Here is a 24,588-nt window from a genome sequence, read left to right on the forward strand (position 1 = left end):
TTTTGTATGTCCGTTAAAAACACAATGAAGCGCCAATGGCCATTTTTATGCGGGCAGCACTCGAATTGGCGCTTGTTAGAAATTGCACATTCGACTATACTTTTCTTAGGCAGATATTTATCAATTGAAAGTTGGGTCGAAATGAGAACGCTTTATGATGTACAGCAGCTTTTAAAAAAATTCGGCATCATTGTCTATATCGGGGACCGGCTTGCTGATCTTGAACTGATGGAACTGGAGCTGAGGGAGCTGTACCAGGCAAGGGTGCTGGAAAATCGGGAATACGAAACAGCAATGCTGATCATCAGGCAGGAAAAACGCCTGGAAAAAGAGAAAAGAAATCGAGGGTGATGCAAATGGCTGAAAAATGGGTAACAGGTGTGGATTTAGGAGGCACTACCACAAAACTGGCATTTTTAAATGAAAAAGGAGATATTTTTCATAGATGGGAAATTCCAACAGATACGTCTGAAAAAGGGAAAGCCATTCTCCCGAATATTGCAAAATCGATAGATGGACAGTTGGCAGCACTTCACTGGGATAAAAAGGATATTGCCGGCATCGGCATCGGTGTGCCCGGTCCGGTTGATATGGAGGCGGGCGTCATTTACGAATCCGTGAACATCGGTTGGGTGCAGAACTATCCGGTTGTGGATACGTTGCAGCAATTAACCGGGTTAAAAGTGGTAATTGATAACGATGCCAATGTGGCGGCGCTCGGCGAAATGTGGAAAGGCGCCGGCGAAGGTTCGGATGACATGGTGTTTGTCACACTCGGCACCGGCGTCGGAGGCGGGATTATTACAGGCGGCGATATCGTGCATGGCGTTAAAGGGGCGGCAGGCGAAATCGGCCATATCACCGTGATCCCGGATGGCGGCGCCCCATGCAACTGTGGCAAAACAGGCTGCCTTGAAACGGTCGCATCCGCTACAGGCGTCGTCAGGACGGCGAAAAAGAAAATCGCTGCATACAGTAGCCCGTCCACGTTAAAAGATTTGTATAGCCAGGCAGGAAGCGTGACTTCCAAAGATGTGTTTGATTTAGCGGCGGCAGGCGATGCACTGGCGAATGAAGTCGTGGATGAAACCGCTAAATATTTGGGGCTTGCGCTGGCAAATGTCGCCAATACATTTAATCCGGAAAAAATCGTCCTCGGCGGCGGCGTATCAAAAGCAGGGGATACGCTTTTAAATCCGCTACGCACTTATTTTTCCAAATATGCCTTTACAACGGTCGGCAAATCGACAAAACTGAAACTTGCCACATTAGGCAATGATGCTGGCGTGATTGGGGCGGCCTGGCTTGTGTTGAATAAAAATTAAAATATGGGAAATGGCAATACGATTTAAACACGATTCCCCTTTTTCATGATATCGGCCTACGTTTGGCTTAATAAAGAACAGCGATATGATGAAAAAAGGGGGTTTTTTTGTCCAGCTTTGCCAACACAATGGTTGTTTGGCCGCTTATGGCGGTTATATTCATGTGGGAGAAAACGGATATCGTTTATTTCAAAGAATTCCATCTTGAAGTGGGCAGCCCGCTGCAGCGGTTTGTTTTTTGCTGATCAATCCTGCCGTATTTTTATTTTTTGTTTTCGGGTTGTCTTACCTGTTTAAGGAAAAGAAAAAGCAAATCCGTTTCTGTCTGGCCGCGGCGGCCGTGCTGTCCGTTATTTTGTACGCCAATATTGTGTTTTTCCGTTTTTTTCAGCGATTATTTAACGGTTCCATTGCTGTTTCAAACGAGCAATTTCAGAGATTTAAAGGAAAGCGTCCTGTCGGAAATGAGGTGGCGGAATCTTCTTTATTTTTTGGACATCGCCGTTTATTTTGCCACTATGAAGGCAGTGAAAAAATACGGTTTGCGCTTCTCCAAGCTGTTTCAGGGTACAAATTGGTCGGGTGCCTGTTTGCTTTGCGTACTCAATATCGGGCTTGCTGAAGCAGTCCGGCCACAGCAAATTTTCGATAAAATCATTTACGGGGATCTGTTCCGTTTTACGCGCTGAAACTGCCAGGCATAAAAAAAGCGGCAGTTGCCGCCTTTTTGGAAAGTTACGTGAAAGTTGGATAGCCCGAATGGATGACGGTCATGATGGTGAACCAGCCGAAAAGGGCAAAAGAAATTGCCCCGAATACGAAACCGAGGATGTTTTTGTTTTTGGCGGCAGTAATCAGCCCGATCAGCGAAAGGATGGAAACAAGACCGAAAATGATAACGGTTCCCATGAAATCCCCCCTTAATGAAAATGCATCCAATTATTTTTATTTTACAACTAGACCGTCAATTTGTCGAGTATTTACAATTCCGCTCATTGCCGATGCTATTACATGTTACAATAAGGAAGGAGGGATGCAAATGGAATGGGAACAACTCCCCCTCGGCCCGATCCAGACAAACTGCTATTTGCTGTGGAATAGTGAAAAAGACTGCATTATTTTTGATCCGGGCGGGGAAAGTGAAAAATTAATGGCCTTTATTGATGATAAAGGGCTGCATCCGTTGGCGGTGCTGTTGACCCACGCGCATTTCGACCATATTGGTGCGTTGGATGCGGTGCGGGACGTTTACCAAATTCCTGCTTACGTCCATGAAAATGAAGCAGATTGGCTTCCTGACCCGGGAATGAACGGTTCGCATTTGTTCCGGATGGGGGAAGTGACGGCGCGCTCTGCGGAAAAACTGCTCACAGGTGAAGGAGATTTGAAAATCGGGCCGTTCCGGTTTCGTGTGTTGGAAACGCCCGGCCATTCGCCTGGAAGCGTTTCGTACAGGTTGCACGGAACAAATGCCCTTTTTTCGGGCGATGCCCTGTTTGCCGGCAGCATCGGGCGGACGGATTTGCCAGGCGGGAACCATGCCCAGCTGATTGAAAGCATCCGCACAAAACTTTTGGTGCTGGATACGGATATTACTGTGCTGCCGGGGCATGGGCCAGCCACCACAATTGGGGAGGAAGCGGCGCTGAATCCTTTTTTACGGTAAAAAAAATCGGCGGACTGTCCGCCGATCTTTTTAGGATACGATAAAATATTATAGAAAAATGTTTTATTCGCCGAATCCGAGTGTGAGCATAAAAGTGGTGTAATAAGTAAAACCGGCGAAGAAAATGGTCAAGTACACACCGAAAATGTACATATACATCCGTTCGGACAATTTCAAATAGCTGACAAGCACAAAAAAGCCGGTTTGCGCAAGGAACAATAAGGCGGTTTCTTTCATGTCGCCAAGATAAAACATGACCGCCATGACACCGGTCCAAAACCCCAGTACGCGATACATACGATCCAAATGAACCACCCCTTCTTTTATGTCCATTCAACCTTATTATAATGGAATGCGGAAGGGGTGTAAATAAAATCGGGAATTAATTCGCAACTTTTGCAACTTTCACATGATAGATGCACTCGCTGCATTCATGGAGTATCGTTTCCTGCTGCTTCATTTCAAAATCGTCAAACAGCGCTTCGAATAAGCCGTGGATATAGGCAATATGCATTTCGCAAACTTGCGTAGAATGGTTGATCAATTCTTTGAACGGGCAGTTGTATACATGGTAGTCCAATTCGTTCGCCTCATCCGACTCCGAAGTTTCAATGCAGTAGCCGTCCATTGTCGACACGCTTGCCAAAACGGACAATTTTTCATCGTAAGTCAGCTGGTCTTTTGTTTTGTTCATACTTTTTAAAATATTTTCAATGATTTGTTTGCCGTACTGTCTGCCGATATCCTGCAGCAGTTCTCCGCTTGCCAGCTTCAATTTATTAAGTGCTTCAAGCAGAATATTGGATAGCAGTTTGTATTCACGGTGCGGGAAGGTCAGCTCAACGACCTGTTCGGAACTTTTATACAGCCTTGCCGGGCGGCCGCCTTTTCCAGTTTTGTTCAGTTCAGATGTGATGACTTTTACATCTTCAAGTTTGGATAAATGCAACCTTGCCACATTCGGGTGTATGTTAAATTTATTCGCCACTTCCTGGACGGAGACTTCCCCTCTTTTTTTGAGCACAAATTGGTAAATAGAATAGCGGGTTGGGTCTGAAAGCGCGTTAATGACTTTTAATGTTGGTTCCATATTAAACACCTCTACAATTTTTATACTAACTATATTATAAATAATAAATACGCCAAAATTTGTGACGAAAATCACACACTTTACTTTTCCACAAAAACAATGTTGAATCTAAGAAAAAACCGAAAAAATTATTTTTTTTTGCAGGAATTTTTCCGGCAGCGTCGAAACAAGTAAGTATCCCAAAAAGAAAGGTGGTATGTTATGGCATATGTCTGTTGAAAAAATGGCAGAACTGCTGGTTGGGCAAGCGGTCAAGAACAAAGTGACCGATGTCCACATTGTGCCGAGGCAACAGTGTTACCATGTACAGTTCCGGCAGTATGGAAGGCTGTACCCCCACCGCAACCTTTCCGCTAAAGCCGGGGAAAGGCTGATATCCCACTTGAAATTTATGTCATCCATGGATATCAGCGAAAAAAGGAAGCCCCAAAGCGGGTCAGTCCAGATGAAAATCTTGCAGCAAACCGTCTCCTTAAGAATTTCGACGCTTCCAACCTCTCTGTCAAAAGAAAGCCTCGTGATCCGGATTCTCCCCCACGAAGAAAGGTACCAAATCGGACAAATCTCACTTTTCCCATCCAGTGCAAAAAAATTAATGGCACTTCTGAACCATTCGCACGGCATGCTCATTTTCAGCGGGCCGACCGGAAGTGGCAAATCGACAACGATGTATACGCTTGTCGAACATTGTTCGAAACATTTTTTACGCAATGTCATCACATTGGAAGACCCTGTCGAAAAGCAAACTGATTCATTCTTGCAGGTGCAGGTGAATGAAAAGGCCGGGATTACTTACAGCACAGGGCTGAAGGCAATCTTGCGCCATGATCCGGATATCATTTTGGTCGGGGAAATCCGGGATGCGGAAACGGCAAGAATTGCGGTCCGCGCATCACTGACAGGGCATTTGGTTCTGACAACAATGCATACGCGCGATGCGAAGGGGGCCATCTACCGGCTGATGGAGTTTGGGATCAGCCTTCATGAAATCGAGCAGACGCTCCTTGCTGTCAGCGCCCAGCGGCTGATTACGCTGCTTTGCCCGGTTTGCGGCAGCCGCTGTTCGCCGATTTGCATGCACAGTCGAAAGAACCGGCAGACAGCTGTTTATGAGCTTTTGTACGGCAAAAATTTGCAAAAAGTGCTGCAGGAAGCAAAAGGGGAAGTAGTCCGGTACCATTATCCAACTTTAAAAGAATGGCTGCGAAAGGGGATTGCGCTTGGATACATTTCTGAAGAAGAGTTTCATCGCTGGATTGCTGAAGAGGAAGAAGCGGCGGAGCCTCAAAGCGCAAGGCCGGTTTCTTATCCGGATCGGTGAAATGCTGGAGAACGGATTTGCGATTTCGGAAGCCATTTCGTTTCTCCAATATGCCGATGCGAAACAGGATGTTGGTTCGATGAACAAACAGCTGCAAAATGGTGTGCCGCTTCATGAAGTCTTGTTAAAGCACCGGTTTGACGCCAATGCCTGCTCGCAAATTTATTTCGCTGAACGGCACGGCGAAATGGTGCCTGCGCTGAAAGAGGCCGGCGCTTATTTGCTGAAGAAGCATCAAGACTACCATACGTTTTGGAAACTTGTCCGCTATCCGCTTGTTTTAATCGTTGCCCTTTTTGCCGCAGCGGGTTTTGTACGGAGCATCCTGCTGCCGCAGTTTGAACAGATGTACCTGTCTTTGGATTACACACCTTCGCGAAATCTCCGGCTGTTTTTGGCTGTCATGGAACAAGCCCCGAAATGGATGCTCATCTTTGTGTTGGCCTCACTTTTTTCCGCATCCTTCCTCCATTTTTATTTAAAAAGGAAAAATCCGCTTGACCAGGCGGCATGGCTGTCGCACATTCCCGTATCCCGCTTTTACTATAAAAGTTATTACAGCCAGTTTTTGGCAAGAGAATGGAGTTTTTTGCTGAAAAGCGGCTTTTCGGTATATGAAATCCTCCATATGATGGAATCGCAAAATTTCAGGCCGCTCTTGCGGGATACCGCAAAATTCCTGCGTGATAAGCTTTTGGCGGGGCAGACGTTTTCAAACGCTTTATCCACCGTGTCCTACATTGAGCCCCAACTGGTCGTTCTCGTACGGCACGGAGAAAAAAACGGGCGCCTGGATCAGGAATTGTATTACTACAGCCAAATCAGCATGAAAAAGATGGAAGAAAAAATTCAAAATCTGTTCCAGCTCATCCAGCCGGTTGTCTTTGTCATGATCGGCATCTTTTTGGTGGCAATTTATTTGTCGATCATGCTCCCGATGTTTCAAATGATTGATGCCGTTTAAACCTGTCCGGACGGATTTATTGATTAGCTGCCGGTGCCTTTTTGGCGCCAGCAGCAAAATATCTGTGAAAGGGGATATGAAGATGGCTGTTTTAAAAAATGAAAAAGCATTCACGCTGATCGAAATGCTGATCGTACTGCTTGTCATTACTGTCCTTTTATTTTTAATGATTCCGAATATTTCCAAACATACGGATTCCATCAATAATAAAGGGTGCGATGCCTTTATTGCAATGGTGCAGGGGCAGGTGCAGGCATATGAAATGGACCATCATGAGTTTCCAACTTCCATCAGTCAATTGAAAGATAGCGGGTATGTCTCGAAAACAACTTGCCCGAACGGCAACGGGGTGGAAATCGGGGCAGACGGAACAGTAACGGAGGCGCCAAATTGATGCCTTGGAAAGGGGAAGCAGGTTTTACATTTCCGGAAATGCTGGTGGTATTGCTTGTTGTTTCGGTTATGACCGTCCTCGCTTTTCCCGGGTTTGGACCGGTAAAGGATGCCGTCGCCAAAAATATGTTGATCAATCAGCTTGAAAGAGATTTGTATTTTGCGCAGGCAGATGCAATCGCCAGGCAAACGAATGTATATATAAAATTTTACCAGCCGAACAATACTTATACTATTTATGAATCAAGGCAAAATGCCTTTCTTGCTAAAAGGAAGCTGCCGGACGATGTGAAAATGTTGAGCAACGGTTCAACGCTTTCTTCGTGTATGATCGGGCCGGATGGGAATGTCAGTCAGTTTGGCACGCTTTATTTCCAGGCGGGTGGAAATAAAATCAAACTCGTGACACATATTGGAAGCGGGCGGTTTTATGTGGAAGAATGAAAAAGGCTTTACGCTTGCAGAAACGGTGGCAGCGTTCGCCGTATTTTGTATGATGGCCGCAGCCCTGTTTCCGCCGCTTGTAAATATGTTCGGCCAAATAAAGGAATCAAAACAGCAAATGGCTGCGGCCCGTTTTCTTTACGAAAAAACAGAGGAATGGGTTTTCACGGGAAATGTGCCGGAAAGAGAAAAAACGTTGGAAGGGGCCAAAATGGCATTCCATATTGAAGATCAAGGCAGGAAGGCATGTGTGGACTATGAAGAAAAAAAGATTTGCGTTACGGTTCAGCAATGAGAACGGATTTACGCTGCTCGAAAGTATATTCGTACTGATGGTTCTGTCCTTTATTTTCTCGTTCTTCCCGCCTGCTGTGAAAATGTTTGGGATGGCCGGCGACGCGTTCAGGCCGAAAGAAGATGATGAGTGGAATCTTTTCGTTTTGCAGCTGCGCAAAGAAATCCGGATGAGTACCGCCTGTGAAGCCGGACAAAATAGGCTCACGCTCAACAGGGACGGGAAAACGGTTGTATATGAACCGTACGGGGCGCTGCTGAGGCGGAGGGTGGATGACGAGGGGCATCAAATTGTGCTTCAAAATGTGAAAAATGTAAAATTCACCGAAACTGCTTATGGGATCGAGCTCGAAGTGGAATTTCTGGACGGCACGGAAGAAACAGCGGATTTTACTTTTTCACAGGCGCATCCTGTAAATTTGGATGAAATGGGGGAACGCCATTCATGAAGGGCGAAAAAGGCTTTATTTTGCCGATGGCGCTGTTTTTAGCGCTCTTGGCGTGCACGATGCTCATTTTAAGCGTGGACATTTTTTTGGGAGAAAAAAAGTACGCTGTGCTCGTAAAGGAATATTATATCCGGAACACGATGTCCGTGATGGCAATCCGGGAGGCCGCTCGCCGGATTGAAGAAGGGGATTTCGGTGCAGCGGTGCTTCGTTTTTCAGATGGGATAGTTTCCTATACGGTGAAAAAAGACGGGGACGAAGCGGCCATTTCCTTGCAGACGGAAAATGAGAGTGGTGAACAGTTTAAAAGTGAGATAATATATAATCACGCAGAAAAAAAGGTAATCCGGTGGGTGGAAAAATGACAAGGATTTATTTAACCGGCTTTATGGGAGCCGGAAAAACGACAGTCGGGCATGCTTTGGCGGCCATGCTGCATATGGATGCGATTGATTTGGATGCCTGGATCGAGAAAGAAGAAGGGATGGCGCCTGCTGAAATTTTTGCGGAAAAAGGGGAAGCGTATTTCCGTAAGAAAGAAACGGAAATGCTCAAACGGGCAAAAATGCTGCAAGGCGTGATCATGACAGGCGGGGGTATTGTCATGCGGGAAGAGAACCGTAGGCTATTGAAACGGGACGGGCTGGTGGTTTTTCTCGATTGCGACCCTGCCATCCTTGTTGCCCGTATTCAAAATGACGCATCAAGGCCGATGGCATCCGGCCGGACAGTAGCGGAACTTGTCAGCCTTTATGAAAAAAGGCTGCCACTGTACCGGGTGTGCGCGGATCTAATGGTTGACACATCAGGCAAAACGGTCGATGAAATTGTGACTGAGATCGCCGGGCGTATAAAACCGGAGTTGTTCGGGCATAATGGCGCCTGAAGGAAGGTGGCGCCATTGTCAACGAATGATTATGTAAAATTTATGACGCAAACGGTTATGCAGCATATCAGCACGCCAAAAAGCGAGCGGCAGCAAAAAAGAAACCAAAAGAAAGAAGAGATGCCGCCATTTGTGGAAAGATGGTTCGGCATTATCCCGTATGTTTTCTCATTCTTGAAAAGGAAACCGTAACAGGCAGCCGTGAACAGGCTGCCTGCTTATATAAGGGCATCTTTTAAGTAAAACAGCCCGCCGTTAACGACTTCAACCGTGATTTTTGGTTCGTACTGTTCTTTTAGCGCCTGCTTTTCTATTTCATACGATTCAGGCAGTTCCTCCATGTCCTCATAAAAGTGGTCCAAAAGATTTAGATCCTGCTGCCACCGTATTACCGCTTCTTCCGCCCACTCGTGCGTTTCCTTTGCTAAGCCTTGCCGCACATAGTTTTCAATCCTTCTCACCGCGCTTTTCGGCATAATGATCGGTGTTAATGTAAAACAATTGTCCGGGATTTTCGGCGTAAGGTTTCTTTGCTCCAGTATGTCCTGGAAATTTTCTGCCAAAGTGCCGTGGATCAAATTCAGGCCGATCGACCGGAATACATCTTTCTTCAAATCGCACCGGTAAGAAATTTTGAGGTTCATGGAAAGCCACGGGTAGAGCGGCGCCTGTTTTTGCTGCGGTTTGATGTCTTCATACAGCCGGATGTAACGGGCAAATTGTTTTGCCGTCCGGAAAATTTGGTTCAGGCGCGGGCTGCCGAAATGGATGGCCTCGCCTTTAATGGATTCGGGGGCTTTTTCCTTATCCGTGATAAATGTCACTGACATCGGGTTCGGGATGCCGCCCGTTTTTTCCAGATAAGACCAGTAAAAAGGGCGGTTCATTAACGCTTTGTCGAGTTCAACGGTCAGCTGGACGGTCATCCAACCGGGCCCGTTTTCAATAAACGTGCACCCGTTTGCCTCAAAAAAGCGCTCAAGATATTGATGTATTTCTTCTTGCAGCATCCGCGTCCTCCTCCTGTTTCCGAAGCGTTTCCGCAAACTCGATCATTTGCGTGAGATTCTCCATTTTAATTTTCATTTCGCCTTCCGACTGTGAGTTTTGGAATACGTCAAGCAAATGGTCTTCCAGTTTCCCGAATTCGAGGCAGGTCAAAATATCGTCGAGTTCACCGATCACCCGTTCAAACAGATGGATTTTTTCATACAACAGCTGCAAAATATGTTCTTCCACCGTTTTTTTTGTGGCGAAATTATAAATGTGGACGTCTTTTTCCTGCCCAAGCCGGTGGACGCGCCCGATCCTTTGCTCAAGCCGCATCGGGTTCCACGGCAGATCAAAATTGATCATATGGTGGCAAAACTGGAGGTTAATTCCTTCGCCGCCCGCTTCCGTCGCGATGAGCACCTGTGCATGATTTTCGAAAAGCTGGCGCATCCAGTCTTTCTTGCCGCGCTTGAAGCCCCCGCGGAACGGGACGGAGGTGATGCCGTTTTGTTTCAAAAACCATTGCAAATAAAGCTGAGTTGCCCGGTATTCGGTGAAGATAATGACTTTATCTTGAATGCTTTGAATGAGTTCAAGCGCTTTTTCGGCTTTTGAGTTGGTCTTTATGGCTTCGATTTTTTTGATGATCTTAGTGACCGCCTCTTCCAAAGCGGGGGACGGCTGTTCCGCTTTTTTCAGCAAGTTTTTCAACGTGACAAAAACAGCTTCCCGGCTCGAACATGCTTCCCGTTGCAGTGTCAAAAGCGAGAAGCCGGCATAGGAGTAACCGTCGTGGGCGATGCGGAGTATCTTTAGGGCATCGTACATTTCGCGCTCTTCTTTGCTGAAATCGATCAAAACGGTTTCCACGCGCCGTTTCGTCCATTCTAGACCTGTGTTGATGCGGCGGTTTCTGATCATGACTTTATTGACGAGCTGCTTTAAATGTTCGTCTTCTTTTACGTGCCTGTCCCTTTTTTTATATTTTTTGCTGAAATTTGTTTCGCTCCCCAAATGCCCAGGTTTTAATAAAGACACAAGATGGAAAATTTCTTCTACCCGGTTTTGGATTGGCGTCGCAGTGAGCAGGAGGCAGAATTTTTTCTTTAATCCCTGGACAAATTCATAGTTTTTTGTATTCGGGTTTTTTAACTTATGCGCTTCGTCAATGATGACCATATCGTATTGCTGTTTGTAGATGATGTCGCGGTGCGGGCTTCGCTTGGCGGTATCGATGGAAGATACGATGCAGTCGTACTGCTCCCACATGTAACTTTTCTTTTGTCCGACCGCCGGAATATGGAATTTTTGGTTTAGTTCTGCGACCCACTGCGAAACAAGGGATGCGGGTACTAAAATAAGCACTTTTTTGGCAAGCCCGCGAATCATATATTCTTTTAATATCAGGCCCGCTTCAATCGTCTTCCCGAGCCCGACTTCATCCGCCAAGATCGCTTTTCCGTTCATCTTTTCAACAACTTGGCGCGCCGTCTCCAACTGATGGGGAAGCGGGTTTACATTGACCAGGTGCTTTGGCGCCTGCAGCCCTTCAAATTCAGGGATGACGAGCCTCTTTTCCATTTCCACCGCAAGCTGGTACAGTTCCCATTTCCCCCATGGTCCGTCATTTTCGTAGCGGTCCATCAATTCCGTTTCCCATGAATGGTCGAATTCGTAGTTGACTTCCAAGCTACTCGCACTCCTTTTCATCAGCGTTTAAACTGCTCAAATTCCGCCTATGTATTTTTTAAAGGGTTTCTTTTCGTACAGTTGAATACATTTTGAAAAATCCAATTGATTTTAAGAATGGAGTCATGATACGATGAAGTTGAATCAATCATTTTTACCTCTGCCGCAGGGGAAATTCCAACCCGGCAGGATATTTGTAGTATGCCCGATTTTTAACTGAATATTGGCGGATGAGAATAAGGGGAGAGACTGCATATGCAGCGCCGACGGAGCAAGCAATGTTTGCGAATCTCTCAGGCAAAAAGACTCTTAATTTGACGCATCTCTGGAGAGTGCTTCTTTTATATGAAGCCACCAAAGAGGAAAACCGTTTCGGTAAACTTTCAGGTGCAAGGACAGGGAATATTCCGATCATACAACGGAATATTCCCTGTTTTTTTGCCCTTATGCAAAATTTCGGGCAAACAAGGATTTTGAATGATAAGAACGGAGGGAAGCAAATGCCGGATTTAAAACGGACGCCGTTGTTTGATGTTTACCGGAAATACGGGGCCAAAACAACCGGTTTTGGCGGCTGGGAACTGCCTGTGCAGTTTTCGGGCATCAAAGCCGAGCACGAAGCCGTCCGCACAAAAGCAGGGCTGTTTGATGTTTCGCATATGGGGGAAATTCTCGTTCAGGGGGAAGGAAGCCTTGATTTTTTGCAAAAGATGGCAACGAACGACGTGTCGACACTCCATCCCGGCGCTGCACAGTACACGGCCATGTGTTACGAAAACGGCGGCACGGTGGATGATTTGCTGGTTTACCAATTGGGAAAAGAGCGTTACTTGTTAGTTGTGAACGCCGCCAACACCGAAAAAGATTATGAATGGCTGAGGGATCACAACACGGAAGAAATCTCTATTGCCGATATGAGCGCATCAATGGCCCAGCTGGCACTGCAGGGTCCGCTGTCGGCGCGGATTTTGCAAAAACTTGCCCGGGGGCTTGATGTTTCTGCATTTAAGCCTTTTTCATTCGTCGAAAATGCCGATCTTTCCGGATGTAAAGTGCTGCTGTCAAGAACCGGTTACACAGGTGAAGACGGTTTTGAAATTTATTGCCGGAATGAAGATGCGGCCCGCCTGTGGGAAGAAATTTTGACGGCGGGAGATGAAGACGGGGTTTTGCCGTGCGGGCTTGGCGCCAGGGATACACTCCGCTTTGAAGCAGGGCTGTGCCTGTACGGCCAGGAACTTTCGGAAAACATTTCTCCGCTTGAAGCGGGGATCGGCTTTGCGGTGAAACTCAACAAGGAAGCGGATTTTATCGGAAAATCGGCGCTTCAGCAACTGAAAACGGAGGGCCTGAAAAGGAAGCTTGCCGGTATTGAAATGATCGAACGTGGCATCCCGCGCCACGGCTATGATGTTTTTTCCGGGGAAAAGAGAATCGGTGTTGTGACAACCGGGACACAGTCACCAACATTCAAGAAAAATATCGGCCTTGCTCTATTGGATGTGCCCTTTAACGCGCCGGGAACTGAAGTGGAAGTGGCCATCCGCTCCAAGAAATTAAAAGCCAAAGTGGTGAAAACACCGTTTTATAAACGGCAACAGAATGTGGGAGGAGAAAAATGATGCACCGTTATTTGCCGATGACAGAGGAAGACCGCAGGGAGATGCTGGACGTGATCGGCGTCGATTCTGTGGATGAACTGTTTGCGGATATTCCCGAAAAAGTGCGTTTCAAAGGCGATTACCGCATAAAAAAAGCAAAATCGGAGACCGCGTTGTTAAAGGAACTGGCTGCACTTGCCGACAAAAATGCAAATTTAAAGCAATATACCTCCTTTTTAGGGGCGGGGGTATACGACCACTATATCCCTGCGGTAGTGGACCATGTGATTTCAAGATCCGAATTTTATACCGCCTATACGCCATACCAGCCGGAAATATCCCAGGGGGAGCTGCAGGCGATCTTTGAATTCCAGACGATGATCTGCGAATTAACGGGCATGGAAGTGGCCAACTCTTCCATGTATGACGGCGGCACTGCCATGGCCGAAGCGGCGATGCTTGCCTCAGGGCAGACGCGCAGGAAAAAAATTCTGGTTTCTAAAGCTGTCCATCCGCAGTACCGCGCCGTTTTACATACGTATGCCAAAGGGCAGGGCATCACAGTGGAAGAAATTCCGCTGAAGGACGGCCGGACCGATATTGATGCGGCCAAAAAATCGATTGACGGGGATACGGCCACTGTGATCGTCCAATATCCGAATTTTTTTGGTTCGATTGAACTTTTAAAAGAGATTGAGGAACTGGCGCACGCTGAAAAAGCAATGTTCATTGTTTCTGCTAATCTGCTTGCCCTTGGAATATTTGCGCCGCCTGGGGATTTCGGGGCGGATATCACAGTCGGCGACTGCCAGGTATTCGGCATTCCGGCTTCATTCGGCGGCCCGCATTGCGGTTATTTTGCCGCGACATCGAAGCTGATGCGGAAAATCCCGGGGCGCCTTGTCGGAGAAACCGTTGATGAGAATGGGAAAAGAGGCTATGTGCTGACGCTGCAGGCGCGCGAACAGCATATCCGCCGCGACAAAGCCACTTCCAATATTTGCTCCAACCAGGCGCTGAATGCGCTCGCCGCTTCGGTTGCCATAGCTGCGCTCGGGAAAAAAGGCGTGAAAGAAATGGCGCTTGCCAATATTTCCAAAGCGCAGTACGCAAAAAAGAAATTGGAGGAAAAAGGTTTTGAGGTGGCATTCGGCACGCCGTTTTTCAATGAGTTTCTTCTAAAAATGCCGAAAAGTGTAAAAGCGGCCAATGACCACTTGTTAAAGAAAAAAATCATCGGGGGATATGATACGGGCCGGGATTATCCGGAATTCGCCGGACATATGCTCATTGCGGTAACGGAAATGCGGACAAAAGCAGAAATTGATCAATTTGCTGAAGAATTGGGGGTATTTTGCCATGGCGAATGAAGTGATGCCGCTCATTTTCGAACGTTCCAAACCTGGCCGGATTGCTCACAGCCTGCCGGAGTTGGATGTGCCGGAAGCGGACCCGGCGGAAATTTTTCCGGTCGAATACATCCGGAAGCAGGATGCAGAATTGCCGGAAGTGTCGGAACTGGATTTAATGCGCCATTACACATTATTATCGAAAAATAACCACGGTGTCGATTCGGGATTTTATCCGCTCGGCTCGTGCACAATGAAATACAACCCGAAAATCAATGAAATAGCGGCGCGCTTCCCAGGTTTTGCCCATATCCATCCGCTCCAGGATGAAAGCACAGTGCAGGGAGCACTTGAGCTAATGTATGACCTAAAGCAGCATTTAATCGAAATTACCGGCATGGATGAGGTCACCTTGCAGCCGGCTGCCGGGGCGCACGGGGAATGGACCGGCCTGATGCTGATCCGCGCTTTCCATGAAGCAAACGGGGATACAAAACGGACGAAAGTGATTATCCCGGATTCCGCGCACGGCACAAATCCGGCGTCCGCCACTGTTGCCGGTTTTGACACGGTCACCGTCAAATCGAATGGGCAGGGGCTTGTTGATTTGGAAGACTTAAGGAGGATTGCCGGGGACGATACGGCCGCGCTCATGCTCACCAATCCGAATACGCTCGGGCTGTTTGAAGAGCATATCCTCGAAATTGCGGAGATTGTCCATGAAGCAGGCGGCAAGCTGTATTACGACGGCGCCAATTTGAACGCAGTGCTCGCCAAAGCGCGCCCTGGTGACATGGGATTTGATGTCGTTCACTTGAATCTCCATAAAACGTTTACTGGCCCGCACGGCGGCGGCGGCCCGGGTTCCGGCCCTGTAGGTGTAAAAAGAGAGTTGATCCCGTTTTTACCGAAGCCGGTTGTTGCCAAAAAAGGGGATCGCTACTACTTTGATGAAGACCGCCCGCATTCAATCGGAAGGGTTAAACCGTTTTACGGTAATTTCAGCATCAATGTCCGGGCTTATACGTACATCCGCTCGATGGGGCCTGAGGGTTTGCGCGCGGTAACCGAAAATGCGGTCATCAATGCGAACTATATGATGCGCAGGCTTGCCCCTTATTACGATTTGCCGTATGACCGCCATTGCAAGCATGAATTCGTTTTAAGCGGCAGGCGCCAGAAAAAACTCGGCGTCAGGACATTCGACATTGCGAAGCGGCTGCTGGACTTCGGTTTCCATCCGCCGACCGTTTATTTTCCGCTCAATGTCGAAGAATGCATGATGATCGAACCGACTGAAACGGAAACGAAAGAAACGCTCGATGCGTTTATCGATGCGATGATCCAAATCGCAAAAGAAGCGGAGGAAAATCCGGAAATTGTCCAGGAAGCCCCTCATACCACGCTTGTAAAGCGCCTAGATGAAACAAGGGCGGCGCGCAAACCGGTTTTGCGCTATGTAAAACAATAAAAAAGCAAATGCCGCAGTGGCTTGCTGCGGCATTTTACACAGTTTACTTGCTTGTTTTAATTTTGCCTGTCCAATTTTTATAGCCGCCTTTTAACTGGTAAAGGTCGCGGCAGCCGTATTTGTAAAGAATTTGTGCAGCGCGGCCGGTGCGCGCCCCGTTTTGGCAATATAGATAAACCGGTTTGTCGGTCCGGATTTCTTTTAATCTCATTTTTAGCTGAGACAACGGAATATTGCGGGCGCCCAAAATATGCCCGTTCGCAAATTCGTTCGGCTCGCGGACATCAATTAACTGCGCTTTGCGGTACCCTGCCTTAAATTCTTCTTCCGTCAAGCTTTTCATGATTTTTTTCTGCCGGTAGTAGCTGATGAGTGTGTATGCGACAACAGCAGCGATGATGATAATGGCTGTAAACCATGATTGCGACAATCTGTATGCCCCCTTTCTTACCTGCCAGCGCTATCTATTATTATATTCGTGTTCCACCTCTTAATCAAAATCTTTTTTTGCACAAACCGGTTCTTTGCCGGTTTTCAATGTTTTTTGGTAAACTGGTAGAGTGAATTTTGTTAAAAGAGGGGTACATATGGGAAAAGAAATTTGGTTGTTTATCGATTCCGGTCATTGTCCGCCGGCTTTTAATATGGCGCTCGATGAAGCGCTGCTCGACTGGCACAGCGAGGGAAAGATTCCACCGGCTATCCGTTTTTACGGCTGGGATCCGGCGACGCTTTCGATCGGGTATTTTCAAAGGGTGGAAAAAGAAATTGATCTCGATGCCGTGAAAAAATACGGGCTCGGTTTTGTGCGGCGGCCGACAGGGGGAAGGGCTGTTCTCCACGAGCATGAACTGACATACAGCGTGATCGTGTCGGAAGCGCATCCTGACATGCCGAAAACGGTCACGGAAGCGTACCGCGTCATTTCGGAAGGACTTGTGAGGGGCTTCCGGGAGCTCGGTTTGGAGGCATATTTTGCCGTGCCGCGCACGGAGAAAGAACGGGAGGCGCTGAAACATCCGCATACCTCTGTGTGCTTCGATACGCCGAGCTGGTATGAGCTCGTTGTCGAGGGCAGAAAAGTGGCCGGCAGTGCGCAGACAAGGCAGAAAGGCGTGATCCTGCAGCACGGCTCAATTTTACTTGATTTGGATGAAGACAAGCTGTTCAGCCTGTTTAAGTACTCAAATGATATAGTGAGAGAGAGAATGAAGAGAGCCTTTAAAAACAAGGCGGTTGCGATCAACGAAATCCGCAGCGATCCGGTTACATATGATGAAGCGAAAAAGGCTTTTAAAAAGGGTTTTGAAGAAGGGCTCGGCATCCGCCTGGAACCATACAGTTTAACGAAAGAGCAACTCACGTATACCCAGGAGCTTGCGAAAACGCGTTATGAGGCGGTTGAATGGAATTTTAAGAGATAAACGAAAATTAAATTTTTTCTGGAGAAAAGCATGATTTGATGCTTTTTTCCTTTTGTGGCGCGCTTTTTTCATACTGGGGCAGATGCAAGCGGTGAATTTTTTCATTATCCGGGAAGAATCCGGTTTTTTCTGTGGATTTCTCGTTTTTTCGACACTGATTATTAAATTTTCCATTTGACAAAAAGAAAGCGGTTTGATCAACACACAATATATGGTGTATAAAAAATAAATATTCACACAATATCTAGTGTTTTTGCTTGCATTTTTTGTCCGGCATGTGCTATTTTAAAGTAGAAAAAGAAAACAGCTGAGAAAAACAGAGAGAAATATAGATCAAAGGAGTTGTCGTTAATGTCTGTTGCATCGACAAAAAAATTATGGGATGTTGAGAAGCTGAATGAGGATATCCGCTTATTTCCGCAAGTCCACCCGATCACCCCAGATATGAAAATCACGTACAAAGGCGTTTCTCGGCTTGTAATGATTGACAGATACGCATTTAAAGACACGGAAAAAGTCACGTTGGGCAAGGGCGATTTTGTTGTACTGACGATTAAAGAAGACCCGAAATTTCCGGCAAGAGGGCTTGGCGTCATCAAGGAGATCGACTGGGAGAAAAACGAAGCGGAAATTTTGATCGAGGAAGACTACCGCTCAGCGCTTGAACACCCGAAAGAAAAAGAAACAGGGATCATCAGGAGGCCGCTTGATATCATCGAAAAGCCCCTTGAGGTCTACTACGAACAAATCGCAAAGCGGAATGCAACCGGCTTAGCGGCAGTGGAAAAAACGGAAGAGAAACGGAAAGAATGGTATGAAAAGTTTTACAATGAACTCGTGAACTTAAACTTCATTCCGGCGGGGCGCGTCCTGTACGGCGCCGGATCGGGGACCGAAGTTACTTACTTTAATTGTTACGTGATGCCTTACGTCCCGGACTCGCGCGAAGGCATTTCCGAGCACCGTAAACAGGTAATGGAAATCATGAGCCGCGGCGGCGGGGTTGGAACGAACGGTTCGACACTCAGACCGCGCAATACGCTTGCCAGAGGCGTAAACGGCAAATCGTCCGGATCCGTATCATGGCTGGATGATATCGCAAAATTGACACACCTTGTCGAACAAGGCGGATCCCGTTAACTCTCCATACGGCGGGATTAAAATCTCGCGAATTGCTGGGACACCCTTAGAGCTTTCTTCACGACAACGTGACCGGCAACGGTGGGCGTGACCGTTTAAAAAGAAGAAAGATTGGGCAATCAGCAGCGAAGCATCTTTGGAAACGAAGATGAACGTTCAACGACTATTGAAATTTCCTAAAGCTACCTCTACAATAACCAAATTTACCAACAGGTGTGGCGAGAGGAGCCATGGAAAAAGTAAATGGTAACCGGCGGCAACGCGGTTATCAGGCGCGAGACAAAGAAGACAGGGATGCTTCTTTGATGATATAGTCTGCTCTCACATGAAAGTGTGAGAGCCGGGCAGAAATGACCCGGCCGCTTAAGTTTGAGCGTAACAAATAAGCGTGGAGCACAAATGATCATGCTGGCTGTCTGGCATCCAGATATTGTTGAATTTATCATCTCAAAAATGCAGAACCCGCGTATTTTGCGCTTCCTGATTGAAAATACAAACGATGAATGGATCCGGAAACTCGCCCATGACAAATTGAAGTTTACACCTCTCACCGAGATGGAAAGGGCGATGTATCAAGGGATTGTAAACTACAAGCATATCCCCGGCCAAGGCGGCTTTACTGATGAAGTCATGAAAGAAGCGGAAGAAAAACTGGCAACCGGCGGCCATTACACCGTCCATAATCCGGAATTTTTAACAGGAGCCAATATTTCTGTCTGCCTGACAAAAGAATTCATGGAAGCCGTTGAAGCGGATGCAGAATTTGAATTAAAATTCCCGGATGTTGAAAATTACAGTGAAGAAGAAATGCGCATTTACAATGAAGAATGGCACAAGATCGGCGATGTCCGTGAGTGGGAAAAACTTGGCCGGAAAGTGCGCGTTTACCGCAAAATCAAAGCGAAAGAACTTTGGAATTTAATCAACATCTGCGCGACTTACTCGGCGGAACCGGGCGTATTCTTTATCGACAACGCCAACGAAATGACAAATGCGAAAGCCTACGGCCAAAAAGTCGTCGCAACGAACCCGTGTGGGGAACAACCCCTCGCACCATATTCCGTCTGCAACCTTGCAGCGGTCAATCTGGCCAATATGGTGGACAAGGAAACGAAAGAAGTGCGCTGGGAACAATTGAAAAAAACCGTGCGCATTGGCGTCCGCCTGCAGGACAATGTCATTGATGCGACCCCTTACTTCTTAAAGGAAAACAAGAAGCAGGCGCTCGGGGAACGGCGCGTCGGGCTCGGCGTGATGGGCCTTGCCGATCTGCTGATTTATACGGAAAAAGAATACGGATCGGAAGAAGGCAACAAACTTATCGACAAAGTATTTGAAACGATCGCGACCGAAGCTTACCGCGCTTCCATAGAGATTGCCAAAGAAAAAGGCAGCTTCCCGTTCCTCACCGGCGAAACCAGGGAAGAAACGATGCGGTTGCGCAAAGCATTCACGGAAACCGGCTATATGAAAAAAATGCCGGAAGAGATCCGGCAGGATATCCTGAAATTTGGCATCCGCAACTCGCATCTGCTCACCGTTGCACCAACCGGATCCACCGGCACTATGATCGGCTGCTCAACGGGGCTTGAGCCGTATTTCTCCTTTACGTACTACAGAAGTGGCCGACTCGGCAAATTTATCGAAGTGAAGGCAGATATCGTCAAGGAATATTTGGATCGCCATCCTGAAGCCGATCCGGACCATTTGCCAAGCTGGTTCGTCACGGCAATGGACCTTTCCCCGGAAGCACACGCGGACGTCCAATGCGTGATCCAGCGCTGGATCGACAGTTCGATCTCAAAAACCGTCAACGCCCCGCGCGGCTATACGGTTGAACAAGTCGAAAAAGTGTACGAACGCCTGTATAAAGGCGGTGCCAAAGGAGGAACCGTATATGTGGACGGCAGCCGCGATTCACAGGTGTTAACGTTGAAAGCCGAAGAACCAGAGGAAGAAAAAACGGTTAAACCGGAAAAGCAGCATGTTGTCCTTGTCGATACGATACAGGACCTCCGCACAACGAGCGTCACATACGGCAACGAAATTGGCGACACGTGCCCGATCTGCCGGAAGGGGAAAGTCAAGGAAATCGGCGGATGCAACACATGCGACAACTGCGGCGCGCAATTAAAATGCGGGCTGTAAAACGAAAAGAACGGGTTTTGTGTAGATTTGAAAAAAAGTCGTACCGTTTGAAAAAAAGTTGTACTGTTTGAAAAAAAGTCATACCGTTTAAAAAAAAGTTGTACTGTTACACCTCTTTAGATTATTATTTTCTAAAGGGGTGTTTTTTTATGTCTAAACGAAAAAGAATAGCTAAAGAAGAGCAATGGATTCGTGAAGGGCGAGGTTCTGGTCGAGGTGCTAATTATAAGCCTTGGTTAACAATTCAAGACGTTCCATCATCAGGAAGGGTATCAAGAATAAAAGGAAATAAAATAAATAGGCAACACGAAATGTTTTCGGACTTAGAAAGAAACTATTTTTATATTTCTGAATTTTATGACTGCGTAGTTGATATTCGAGAACAATTTCCATTGTTGCCTAAATCAGAAACAATTGTTATTGCCAACGAATTAGGTATTAAACATCCTACAAATCCAAAAACGAATGAACCAGTCGTAATGACTACTGATTTTTTATTAACAATAGAAAAAGATAATCGATTTATTGATGTTGCAAGAACGATAAAAATGAAAGATGAGCTATTGAAGGAGCGAGTTATTGAAAAATTTGAAATTGAAAGAGTTTATTGGGAGAGAAGGGGTATTGAATGGGGGATTGTAACGGAAGAAGAGATTCCAAAAGCTATAGCAAGGAATATTAGCTACATCCATAATTATTATGATTTAACACAGTTTGATGCCTTTCGAAATATGAATGATTCTCAAATTGAAGATTTTGCGATTGCATTTTTACAACGAATTATACAAGGAGACTATAGTGTAAGAGAAACAGCATTTTTATTTGATAAAGATATGCATTTACCATTGGGTAGTGGTTTAACCCTATTTTATCATTTAATTGTACGGAAAATTCTGATAATAGACATAATAGAACCTATAAATATTGATGAACCACTTGTTATTCAGTCAATTGATGAAGACAAGATGAAGAAGGTGAGGTACGGATGATTTATATTAATCAAGTTTTTCAATTAACGGAAGATTTAACTCGAATTCGTATTGTAGAAATTGATGAACCTTATGTATATGTAGTCATTATTGATGCTAATACATCTATGCCTCAAAAAGAATTGTATTCAACGTTAATAACAGATATAGAGCAAAAAAAGTTGATTCCAATTGCAGATCCTTTTTCCCGTGTTGTTGTAGAAAAAGAATTAACAAAAACCCAAATTGAAAAGAGGGACAAGGATTGGGATATTTATTCAGAATTACTTGTTAAAGGATATAAAAACCTTACTTCAAAGGAATGGTAGAGAAACAAAAATTAAAGAAATTGCAGAAGAACTTCATGTTACTCCAACAAAAATTAAAAAGTTACTTAGCCGTTATTGGCAACGAGGAATGAATAAAAATGCAATGTTGCCAGATTATTCAAAATCTGGTGGTAAAGGGAAAATAAAAACGCTCTCTAATGAAAAAGTTGGACGTCCACGTAGAGTAACTATTGATGGAGAATATCGGAGTGGTATTAATATAACGGATGAAGTGAAAGTTCAATTTGAACATGCTATCAATAAATATTATCGTAAATCCAATAACTATACATTAAGAGATGTATATCATTTCGTATTACGTGACTTTTATTCTGATCGTTTCAAAGTAAATGGGGAATATCAGTATCGTATTTGGGATGCAGATCGAATTCCTTCATATGATCAATTTTACTATTGGTTTAAGAAGTTCGAAGACCCAAAAAAAGATATGCAGTTTAGAAAAAGTGTTAAAGAATATGAATTAAAGCATCGTCCTCTTTTAAGTAATTCCAAAGTTGAAACAAATGGACCAGGAACTCGTTTCCAAATTGATGCAACCATTGCGGATGTTTATATAGTTAGTGCTTTTGATGTGAATCGAATTATTGGTAGACCTGTTGTGTATGCAGTTATTGATGTGTATTAACGTATGGTTACAGGTATTTATGTTGGTTTAGAAGGTCCTTCGTGGATTGGTGCGATGATGGCATTAGATAATATGGTTGCTGATAAGGTTGATTTTTGTAAGCAATATAATATTGATATTACAGAAGAACAATGGCCAACACGCCATTTACCTGAAATTATAATAGCAGACAGAGGAGAATTTGAAGGTTATTCAGTAGAAGGGCTTATAAATAATTTGCATATTAAAATTGAAAATACAACAGCGTATCGAGGTGATTTGAAAGGCATTGTAGAGCGGAAATTCCGAACAATTAATGGCAAGATAAAGCAAAAAGCACCTGGAGCTATCCAAAAAGAATACAGAGAACGTGGGGATAGAGATTATAGGCTTGATGCTACATTGAATTTAAAGGAATTTACTGCATTAATCATTACGTTAATATTACAGCATAACCATAAAATTATTGAAAAGTATCCAATGGAAAAGGAAATGATAACGGATGGTATTGTGCCAACCCCAATCAATATATGGAATTGGGGTATTCAAAATCGTAAAGGGCGACTTCGCACAGTTGATAGAAATATTTTTCGTTTAAATGTATTACCACGTGGTAGAGTAACGATTACAAGAACAGGCATCAAATTCAAAAATTTATTGTATGGTTCAAAAAGAGCTATTGAAGAACAGTGGTATGCAAATTTAAAAAATAAAAGCATTGAAATCATATATGATCCACGACATTTAGATAAAATCTATATTCCAAGTGATAATGGAATAGATTATGAGACATGTCTTTTATTGGAGCCAAGTAAACAGTATAAATCAGATTTTTTAGAAGATGTTATTTTTCAGCAACAATTACTAAATGAACTAAAAGAACAAGAACGCTCTCAACAAGCACAGCTAACAATCAATACAGATACAATAATGGAAGAAATAATAAAAAAAGCGGAACAAAAAAAATCAGAAAATAAATCAATAAGTAAAAAGGAGAAACTTGTTTCGATTTGGAAAAATAAGGCGATTGAAAAAGCTGTTAATCGTGAAATAGAAAAATTTGATTTATCCCCTACACCTACTTTGCATGAACAAGTAGCAGATATTGTTGAATTTGAAACTCAATCAGAGATAGAAAAAAAGACAGAAAAGAAAACTTCTTCACGTCTAATTGAAAAAATTAAACAAAAGAGTGATGAAATCTATGGAAAAAAAGATTAAGAATCTTGTATTAAAAGGGGAACAGGTAGAAGCTGTATATAAGAAACAATCTCTAGCAGAATATGAGAATAATCCATATATTGAAGCGTTACCACCAATCTTTACAGAGGACGATGTGTTAGAACATTTTATGGTAACACCTATCATTAGTCAGCAAGATAAAACAAGTGAAACAAATATTCGATATCACATATTAAAACGGGTGAAAAATTTTATTCAACCATTACCAATTCATTTTGAGGTTGAACGTCGTTTATCAACGTTAATTCGTCGAGGTTATTTAGCACGAAATCCACTCGATAAATCCTTTTTAGCTCGTGTTCGTTTAATGCATGAACTTAGAGAAGATGAAGAAAATGCACAATATATTGCAGAACGTCTAAATTATCTTAGATCAACAGCAGATAGTTTATCTATCATTGGAATATCAGGAATTGGTAAGACAACGGCTATAGAACGATTATTGCTAATGTATCCACAAGTAATTAAGCATACTAACTATAAAGGACAGCCTTTCAATAGAACTCAAATTACATGGTTAAAAATAGATTGTCCTTATGATGGAAGTTTAACTACATTATGTCAAAGTTTCTTTAAAGCAATTGATGATTTATTAGGAACAAGATATTTAGAGAAATACGGAAGTTTTAATCGGAATGTTTCAACGATGTTATTATTTATGACTTCCCTAGCTAGTCTATATGGTATTGGGGTTTTAGTAATTGATGAACTTCAACATCTTGTCAATTCTAAAGTTGATCAAGAAGATATGTTAAATTTTTTTGTAACTCTTTCAAA

28 protein-coding genes, 3 pseudogenes and 1 riboswitch are annotated in these 24,588 nt (G+C 44.8%); of the genes and pseudogenes, 25 read left to right on the forward strand and 6 right to left on the reverse strand.

Annotation, left to right across the window (positions count from 1 at the left end; genetic code table 11):
- Positions 1-141 precede the first annotated feature (141 nt).
- The 4 genes and pseudogenes from BpJC4_RS13955 to BpJC4_RS13965 all read left to right on the forward strand — a co-directional run bounded on the left by BpJC4_RS13955 (position 142) and on the right by BpJC4_RS13965 (position 2,014).
- Positions 142-351 (forward strand): YqgQ family protein, encoded by a 210-nt coding sequence (locus tag BpJC4_RS13955; protein ID WP_151679851.1) that lies wholly within the window; start codon positions 142-144, stop codon positions 349-351.
- 5 nt (positions 352-356) lie between these two features.
- Entirely contained in the window at positions 357-1,325 is a 969-nt protein-coding gene (locus tag BpJC4_RS13960) for an ROK family glucokinase (protein WP_151698064.1), read from the forward strand.
- A 238-nt stretch (positions 1,326-1,563) separates the two neighbouring features.
- A pseudogene (locus BpJC4_RS17330) lies at positions 1,564-1,695 on the forward strand (hypothetical protein); the annotation flags it as partial.
- A complete protein-coding gene (locus BpJC4_RS13965) occupies positions 1,694-2,014 on the forward strand; it encodes a hypothetical protein (protein WP_503827297.1) in 321 nt (106 codons plus the stop codon). The pseudogene BpJC4_RS17330 and the gene BpJC4_RS13965, both read left to right, overlap by 2 nt.
- A 46-nt stretch (positions 2,015-2,060) precedes the next feature.
- Here BpJC4_RS13965 and BpJC4_RS13970 read toward each other — a convergent pair whose 3' ends face one another.
- A complete protein-coding gene (locus BpJC4_RS13970) occupies positions 2,061-2,234 on the reverse strand; it encodes a DUF2759 domain-containing protein (protein ID WP_151679854.1) in 174 nt (57 codons plus the stop codon).
- A gap of 130 nt (positions 2,235-2,364) precedes the next feature.
- Between BpJC4_RS13970 and BpJC4_RS13975 the strand changes: the two genes are divergently transcribed.
- Positions 2,365-2,991, forward strand: a complete 627-nt coding sequence (locus tag BpJC4_RS13975; protein ID WP_151679855.1) for an MBL fold metallo-hydrolase — start codon at positions 2,365-2,367, stop codon at positions 2,989-2,991.
- A 63-nt stretch (positions 2,992-3,054) separates the two neighbouring features.
- Here BpJC4_RS13975 and BpJC4_RS13980 read toward each other — a convergent pair whose 3' ends face one another.
- Positions 3,055-3,297, reverse strand: a complete 243-nt coding sequence (locus tag BpJC4_RS13980) for a DUF2626 domain-containing protein (protein ID WP_151679856.1) — start codon at positions 3,295-3,297, stop codon at positions 3,055-3,057.
- A gap of 76 nt (positions 3,298-3,373) precedes the next feature.
- Positions 3,374-4,081 carry a helix-turn-helix transcriptional regulator gene (locus BpJC4_RS13985; protein ID WP_151679857.1) on the reverse strand — a complete coding sequence of 236 codons (708 nt, stop codon included), beginning with the start codon at positions 4,079-4,081 and terminating at the stop codon, positions 3,374-3,376.
- 208 nt (positions 4,082-4,289) lie between these two features.
- Between BpJC4_RS13985 and comGA the strand changes: the two genes are divergently transcribed.
- The 9 genes from comGA to BpJC4_RS14030 all read left to right on the forward strand — a co-directional run bounded on the left by comGA (position 4,290) and on the right by BpJC4_RS14030 (position 9,024).
- Positions 4,290-5,402 (forward strand): competence type IV pilus ATPase ComGA, encoded by a 1,113-nt coding sequence (gene comGA, locus BpJC4_RS13990; protein ID WP_151679858.1) that lies wholly within the window; start codon positions 4,290-4,292, stop codon positions 5,400-5,402.
- A gap of 1 nt (position 5,403) precedes the next feature.
- Complete coding sequence (comGB, locus tag BpJC4_RS13995; RefSeq protein ID WP_151698066.1) at positions 5,404-6,366, forward strand: competence type IV pilus assembly protein ComGB; 963 nt, start codon at positions 5,404-5,406, stop codon at positions 6,364-6,366.
- Between the two features lie 82 nt (positions 6,367-6,448).
- The gene (gene comGC, locus BpJC4_RS14000) at positions 6,449-6,760 is read left to right on the forward strand and encodes a competence type IV pilus major pilin ComGC (RefSeq protein WP_151698067.1); all 312 of its coding nucleotides are present in this window, start codon (positions 6,449-6,451) and stop codon (positions 6,758-6,760) included.
- Entirely contained in the window at positions 6,760-7,203 is a 444-nt protein-coding gene (gene comGD / locus BpJC4_RS14005) for a competence type IV pilus minor pilin ComGD (protein ID WP_253718649.1), read from the forward strand. Before comGC ends, comGD begins: the two co-directional genes overlap by 1 nt.
- Positions 7,190-7,498, forward strand: a complete 309-nt coding sequence (locus BpJC4_RS14010) for a prepilin-type N-terminal cleavage/methylation domain-containing protein (protein ID WP_151679862.1) — start codon at positions 7,190-7,192, stop codon at positions 7,496-7,498. Before comGD ends, BpJC4_RS14010 begins: the two co-directional genes overlap by 14 nt.
- The gene (gene comGF, locus BpJC4_RS14015; protein WP_151679863.1) at positions 7,461-7,946 is read left to right on the forward strand and encodes a competence type IV pilus minor pilin ComGF; all 486 of its coding nucleotides are present in this window, start codon (positions 7,461-7,463) and stop codon (positions 7,944-7,946) included. Before BpJC4_RS14010 ends, comGF begins: the two co-directional genes overlap by 38 nt.
- The gene (gene comGG / locus BpJC4_RS14020; protein WP_151698069.1) at positions 7,943-8,311 is read left to right on the forward strand and encodes a competence type IV pilus minor pilin ComGG; all 369 of its coding nucleotides are present in this window, start codon (positions 7,943-7,945) and stop codon (positions 8,309-8,311) included. Before comGF ends, comGG begins: the two co-directional genes overlap by 4 nt.
- Positions 8,308-8,832 carry a shikimate kinase gene (locus BpJC4_RS14025; RefSeq protein WP_253693453.1) on the forward strand — a complete coding sequence of 175 codons (525 nt, stop codon included), beginning with the start codon at positions 8,308-8,310 and terminating at the stop codon, positions 8,830-8,832. The genes comGG and BpJC4_RS14025 overlap by 4 nt, the downstream gene beginning before the upstream one ends.
- Positions 8,833-8,847: 15 nt before the next feature.
- Positions 8,848-9,024, forward strand: a complete 177-nt coding sequence (locus BpJC4_RS14030) for a YqzE family protein (RefSeq protein ID WP_151679865.1) — start codon at positions 8,848-8,850, stop codon at positions 9,022-9,024.
- 26 nt (positions 9,025-9,050) lie between these two features.
- On the opposite strand, the gene BpJC4_RS14035 is transcribed toward BpJC4_RS14030, so the two are convergent.
- A complete protein-coding gene (locus BpJC4_RS14035; protein ID WP_151679866.1) occupies positions 9,051-9,842 on the reverse strand; it encodes a YqhG family protein in 792 nt (263 codons plus the stop codon).
- A complete protein-coding gene (locus BpJC4_RS14040) occupies positions 9,811-11,514 on the reverse strand; it encodes a DEAD/DEAH box helicase (RefSeq protein ID WP_172967556.1) in 1,704 nt (567 codons plus the stop codon). The genes BpJC4_RS14035 and BpJC4_RS14040 overlap by 32 nt, the downstream gene beginning before the upstream one ends.
- A gap of 230 nt (positions 11,515-11,744) precedes the next feature.
- A riboswitch (glycine riboswitch) is annotated at positions 11,745-11,833 on the forward strand.
- A 181-nt stretch (positions 11,834-12,014) separates the two neighbouring features.
- Between BpJC4_RS14040 and gcvT the strand changes: the two genes are divergently transcribed.
- The 3 genes from gcvT to gcvPB are packed head-to-tail and all read left to right on the forward strand — an operon-like array spanning position 12,015 to position 15,935.
- Entirely contained in the window at positions 12,015-13,136 is a 1,122-nt protein-coding gene (gcvT, locus tag BpJC4_RS14045) for a glycine cleavage system aminomethyltransferase GcvT (RefSeq protein ID WP_151679868.1), read from the forward strand.
- A complete protein-coding gene (gene gcvPA / locus BpJC4_RS14050; protein ID WP_151679869.1) occupies positions 13,133-14,485 on the forward strand; it encodes an aminomethyl-transferring glycine dehydrogenase subunit GcvPA in 1,353 nt (450 codons plus the stop codon). Before gcvT ends, gcvPA begins: the two co-directional genes overlap by 4 nt.
- Positions 14,475-15,935 carry an aminomethyl-transferring glycine dehydrogenase subunit GcvPB gene (gene gcvPB / locus BpJC4_RS14055; RefSeq protein WP_151698070.1) on the forward strand — a complete coding sequence of 487 codons (1,461 nt, stop codon included), beginning with the start codon at positions 14,475-14,477 and terminating at the stop codon, positions 15,933-15,935. Before gcvPA ends, gcvPB begins: the two co-directional genes overlap by 11 nt.
- A gap of 43 nt (positions 15,936-15,978) precedes the next feature.
- On the opposite strand, the gene BpJC4_RS14060 is transcribed toward gcvPB, so the two are convergent.
- Positions 15,979-16,365 (reverse strand): rhodanese-like domain-containing protein, encoded by a 387-nt coding sequence (locus BpJC4_RS14060; protein WP_151679871.1) that lies wholly within the window; start codon positions 16,363-16,365, stop codon positions 15,979-15,981.
- A 157-nt stretch (positions 16,366-16,522) separates the two neighbouring features.
- On the opposite strand from BpJC4_RS14060, the gene lipM reads away from it, so the two are divergent.
- The 8 genes and pseudogenes from lipM to BpJC4_RS14090 form a co-directional block, all read left to right on the forward strand.
- Positions 16,523-17,359 (forward strand): octanoyltransferase LipM, encoded by an 837-nt coding sequence (gene lipM, locus BpJC4_RS14065; RefSeq protein WP_151698071.1) that lies wholly within the window; start codon positions 16,523-16,525, stop codon positions 17,357-17,359.
- Between the two features lie 351 nt (positions 17,360-17,710).
- Positions 17,711-18,496: pseudogene (locus BpJC4_RS14070) on the forward strand (ribonucleotide reductase N-terminal alpha domain-containing protein); the annotation flags it as partial.
- 390 nt (positions 18,497-18,886) lie between these two features.
- Positions 18,887-20,647: pseudogene (locus tag BpJC4_RS14075) on the forward strand (vitamin B12-dependent ribonucleotide reductase); the annotation flags it as partial.
- A 149-nt stretch (positions 20,648-20,796) separates the two neighbouring features.
- Positions 20,797-21,636, forward strand: coding sequence for a TnsA endonuclease N-terminal domain-containing protein (locus BpJC4_RS14080; RefSeq protein ID WP_151698072.1), 840 nt, complete (start codon positions 20,797-20,799; stop codon positions 21,634-21,636).
- On the forward strand, positions 21,633-21,944 hold the full coding sequence (locus BpJC4_RS17335; RefSeq protein ID WP_253718647.1) for a hypothetical protein: 312 nt from the start codon (positions 21,633-21,635) through the stop codon (positions 21,942-21,944). Before BpJC4_RS14080 ends, BpJC4_RS17335 begins: the two co-directional genes overlap by 4 nt.
- Complete coding sequence (locus BpJC4_RS17340; RefSeq protein ID WP_503827298.1) at positions 21,904-22,590, forward strand: hypothetical protein; 687 nt, start codon at positions 21,904-21,906, stop codon at positions 22,588-22,590. Before BpJC4_RS17335 ends, BpJC4_RS17340 begins: the two co-directional genes overlap by 41 nt.
- 3 nt (positions 22,591-22,593) lie before the next feature.
- The gene (locus BpJC4_RS17345) at positions 22,594-23,790 is read left to right on the forward strand and encodes a Mu transposase C-terminal domain-containing protein (protein WP_503827299.1); all 1,197 of its coding nucleotides are present in this window, start codon (positions 22,594-22,596) and stop codon (positions 23,788-23,790) included.
- A partial coding sequence (locus BpJC4_RS14090) for an ATP-binding protein (RefSeq protein ID WP_443098246.1) occupies positions 23,774-24,588 on the forward strand: 815 nt, incomplete at its 3' end. The genes BpJC4_RS17345 and BpJC4_RS14090, both read left to right, overlap by 17 nt.

It is taken from the genome of Weizmannia acidilactici (assembly GCF_008974185.1).
GTDB classification, from domain to species: domain Bacteria; phylum Bacillota; class Bacilli; order Bacillales; family Bacillaceae_C; genus Weizmannia; species Weizmannia acidilactici.

Excerpts from the sequence above, each read along its gene's own strand:
- BpJC4_RS13955 (WP_151679851.1), top strand. The coding sequence starts at position 142 with ATGAGAACGCTTTATGATGTACAGCAGCTTTTAAAAAAATTCGGCATC.
- BpJC4_RS13960 (WP_151698064.1), top strand. The coding sequence starts at position 357 with ATGGCTGAAAAATGGGTAACAGGTGTGGATTTAGGAGGCACTACCACA.
- BpJC4_RS13970 (WP_151679854.1), bottom strand. The coding sequence starts at position 2,234 with ATGGGAACCGTTATCATTTTCGGTCTTGTTTCCATCCTTTCGCTGATC.
- BpJC4_RS13975 (WP_151679855.1), top strand. The coding sequence starts at position 2,365 with ATGGAATGGGAACAACTCCCCCTCGGCCCGATCCAGACAAACTGCTAT.
- BpJC4_RS13985 (WP_151679857.1), bottom strand. The coding sequence starts at position 4,081 with ATGGAACCAACATTAAAAGTCATTAACGCGCTTTCAGACCCAACCCGC.
- comGA (WP_151679858.1), top strand. The coding sequence starts at position 4,290 with ATGTCTGTTGAAAAAATGGCAGAACTGCTGGTTGGGCAAGCGGTCAAG.
- comGB (WP_151698066.1), top strand. The coding sequence starts at position 5,404 with ATGCTGGAGAACGGATTTGCGATTTCGGAAGCCATTTCGTTTCTCCAA.
- comGC (WP_151698067.1), top strand. The coding sequence starts at position 6,449 with ATGGCTGTTTTAAAAAATGAAAAAGCATTCACGCTGATCGAAATGCTG.
- comGD (WP_253718649.1), top strand. The coding sequence starts at position 6,760 with ATGCCTTGGAAAGGGGAAGCAGGTTTTACATTTCCGGAAATGCTGGTG.
- BpJC4_RS14010 (WP_151679862.1), top strand. The coding sequence starts at position 7,190 with ATGTGGAAGAATGAAAAAGGCTTTACGCTTGCAGAAACGGTGGCAGCG.
- comGF (WP_151679863.1), top strand. The coding sequence starts at position 7,461 with ATGAAGAAAAAAAGATTTGCGTTACGGTTCAGCAATGAGAACGGATTT.
- comGG (WP_151698069.1), top strand. The coding sequence starts at position 7,943 with ATGAAGGGCGAAAAAGGCTTTATTTTGCCGATGGCGCTGTTTTTAGCG.
- BpJC4_RS14025 (WP_253693453.1), top strand. The coding sequence starts at position 8,308 with ATGACAAGGATTTATTTAACCGGCTTTATGGGAGCCGGAAAAACGACA.
- BpJC4_RS14035 (WP_151679866.1), bottom strand. The coding sequence starts at position 9,842 with ATGCTGCAAGAAGAAATACATCAATATCTTGAGCGCTTTTTTGAGGCA.
- gcvT (WP_151679868.1), top strand. The coding sequence starts at position 12,015 with ATGCCGGATTTAAAACGGACGCCGTTGTTTGATGTTTACCGGAAATAC.
- gcvPA (WP_151679869.1), top strand. The coding sequence starts at position 13,133 with ATGATGCACCGTTATTTGCCGATGACAGAGGAAGACCGCAGGGAGATG.
- gcvPB (WP_151698070.1), top strand. The coding sequence starts at position 14,475 with ATGGCGAATGAAGTGATGCCGCTCATTTTCGAACGTTCCAAACCTGGC.
- lipM (WP_151698071.1), top strand. The coding sequence starts at position 16,523 with ATGGGAAAAGAAATTTGGTTGTTTATCGATTCCGGTCATTGTCCGCCG.
- BpJC4_RS14080 (WP_151698072.1), top strand. The coding sequence starts at position 20,797 with ATGTCTAAACGAAAAAGAATAGCTAAAGAAGAGCAATGGATTCGTGAA.
- BpJC4_RS17335 (WP_253718647.1), top strand. The coding sequence starts at position 21,633 with ATGATTTATATTAATCAAGTTTTTCAATTAACGGAAGATTTAACTCGA.
- BpJC4_RS17345 (WP_503827299.1), top strand. The coding sequence starts at position 22,594 with ATGGTTACAGGTATTTATGTTGGTTTAGAAGGTCCTTCGTGGATTGGT.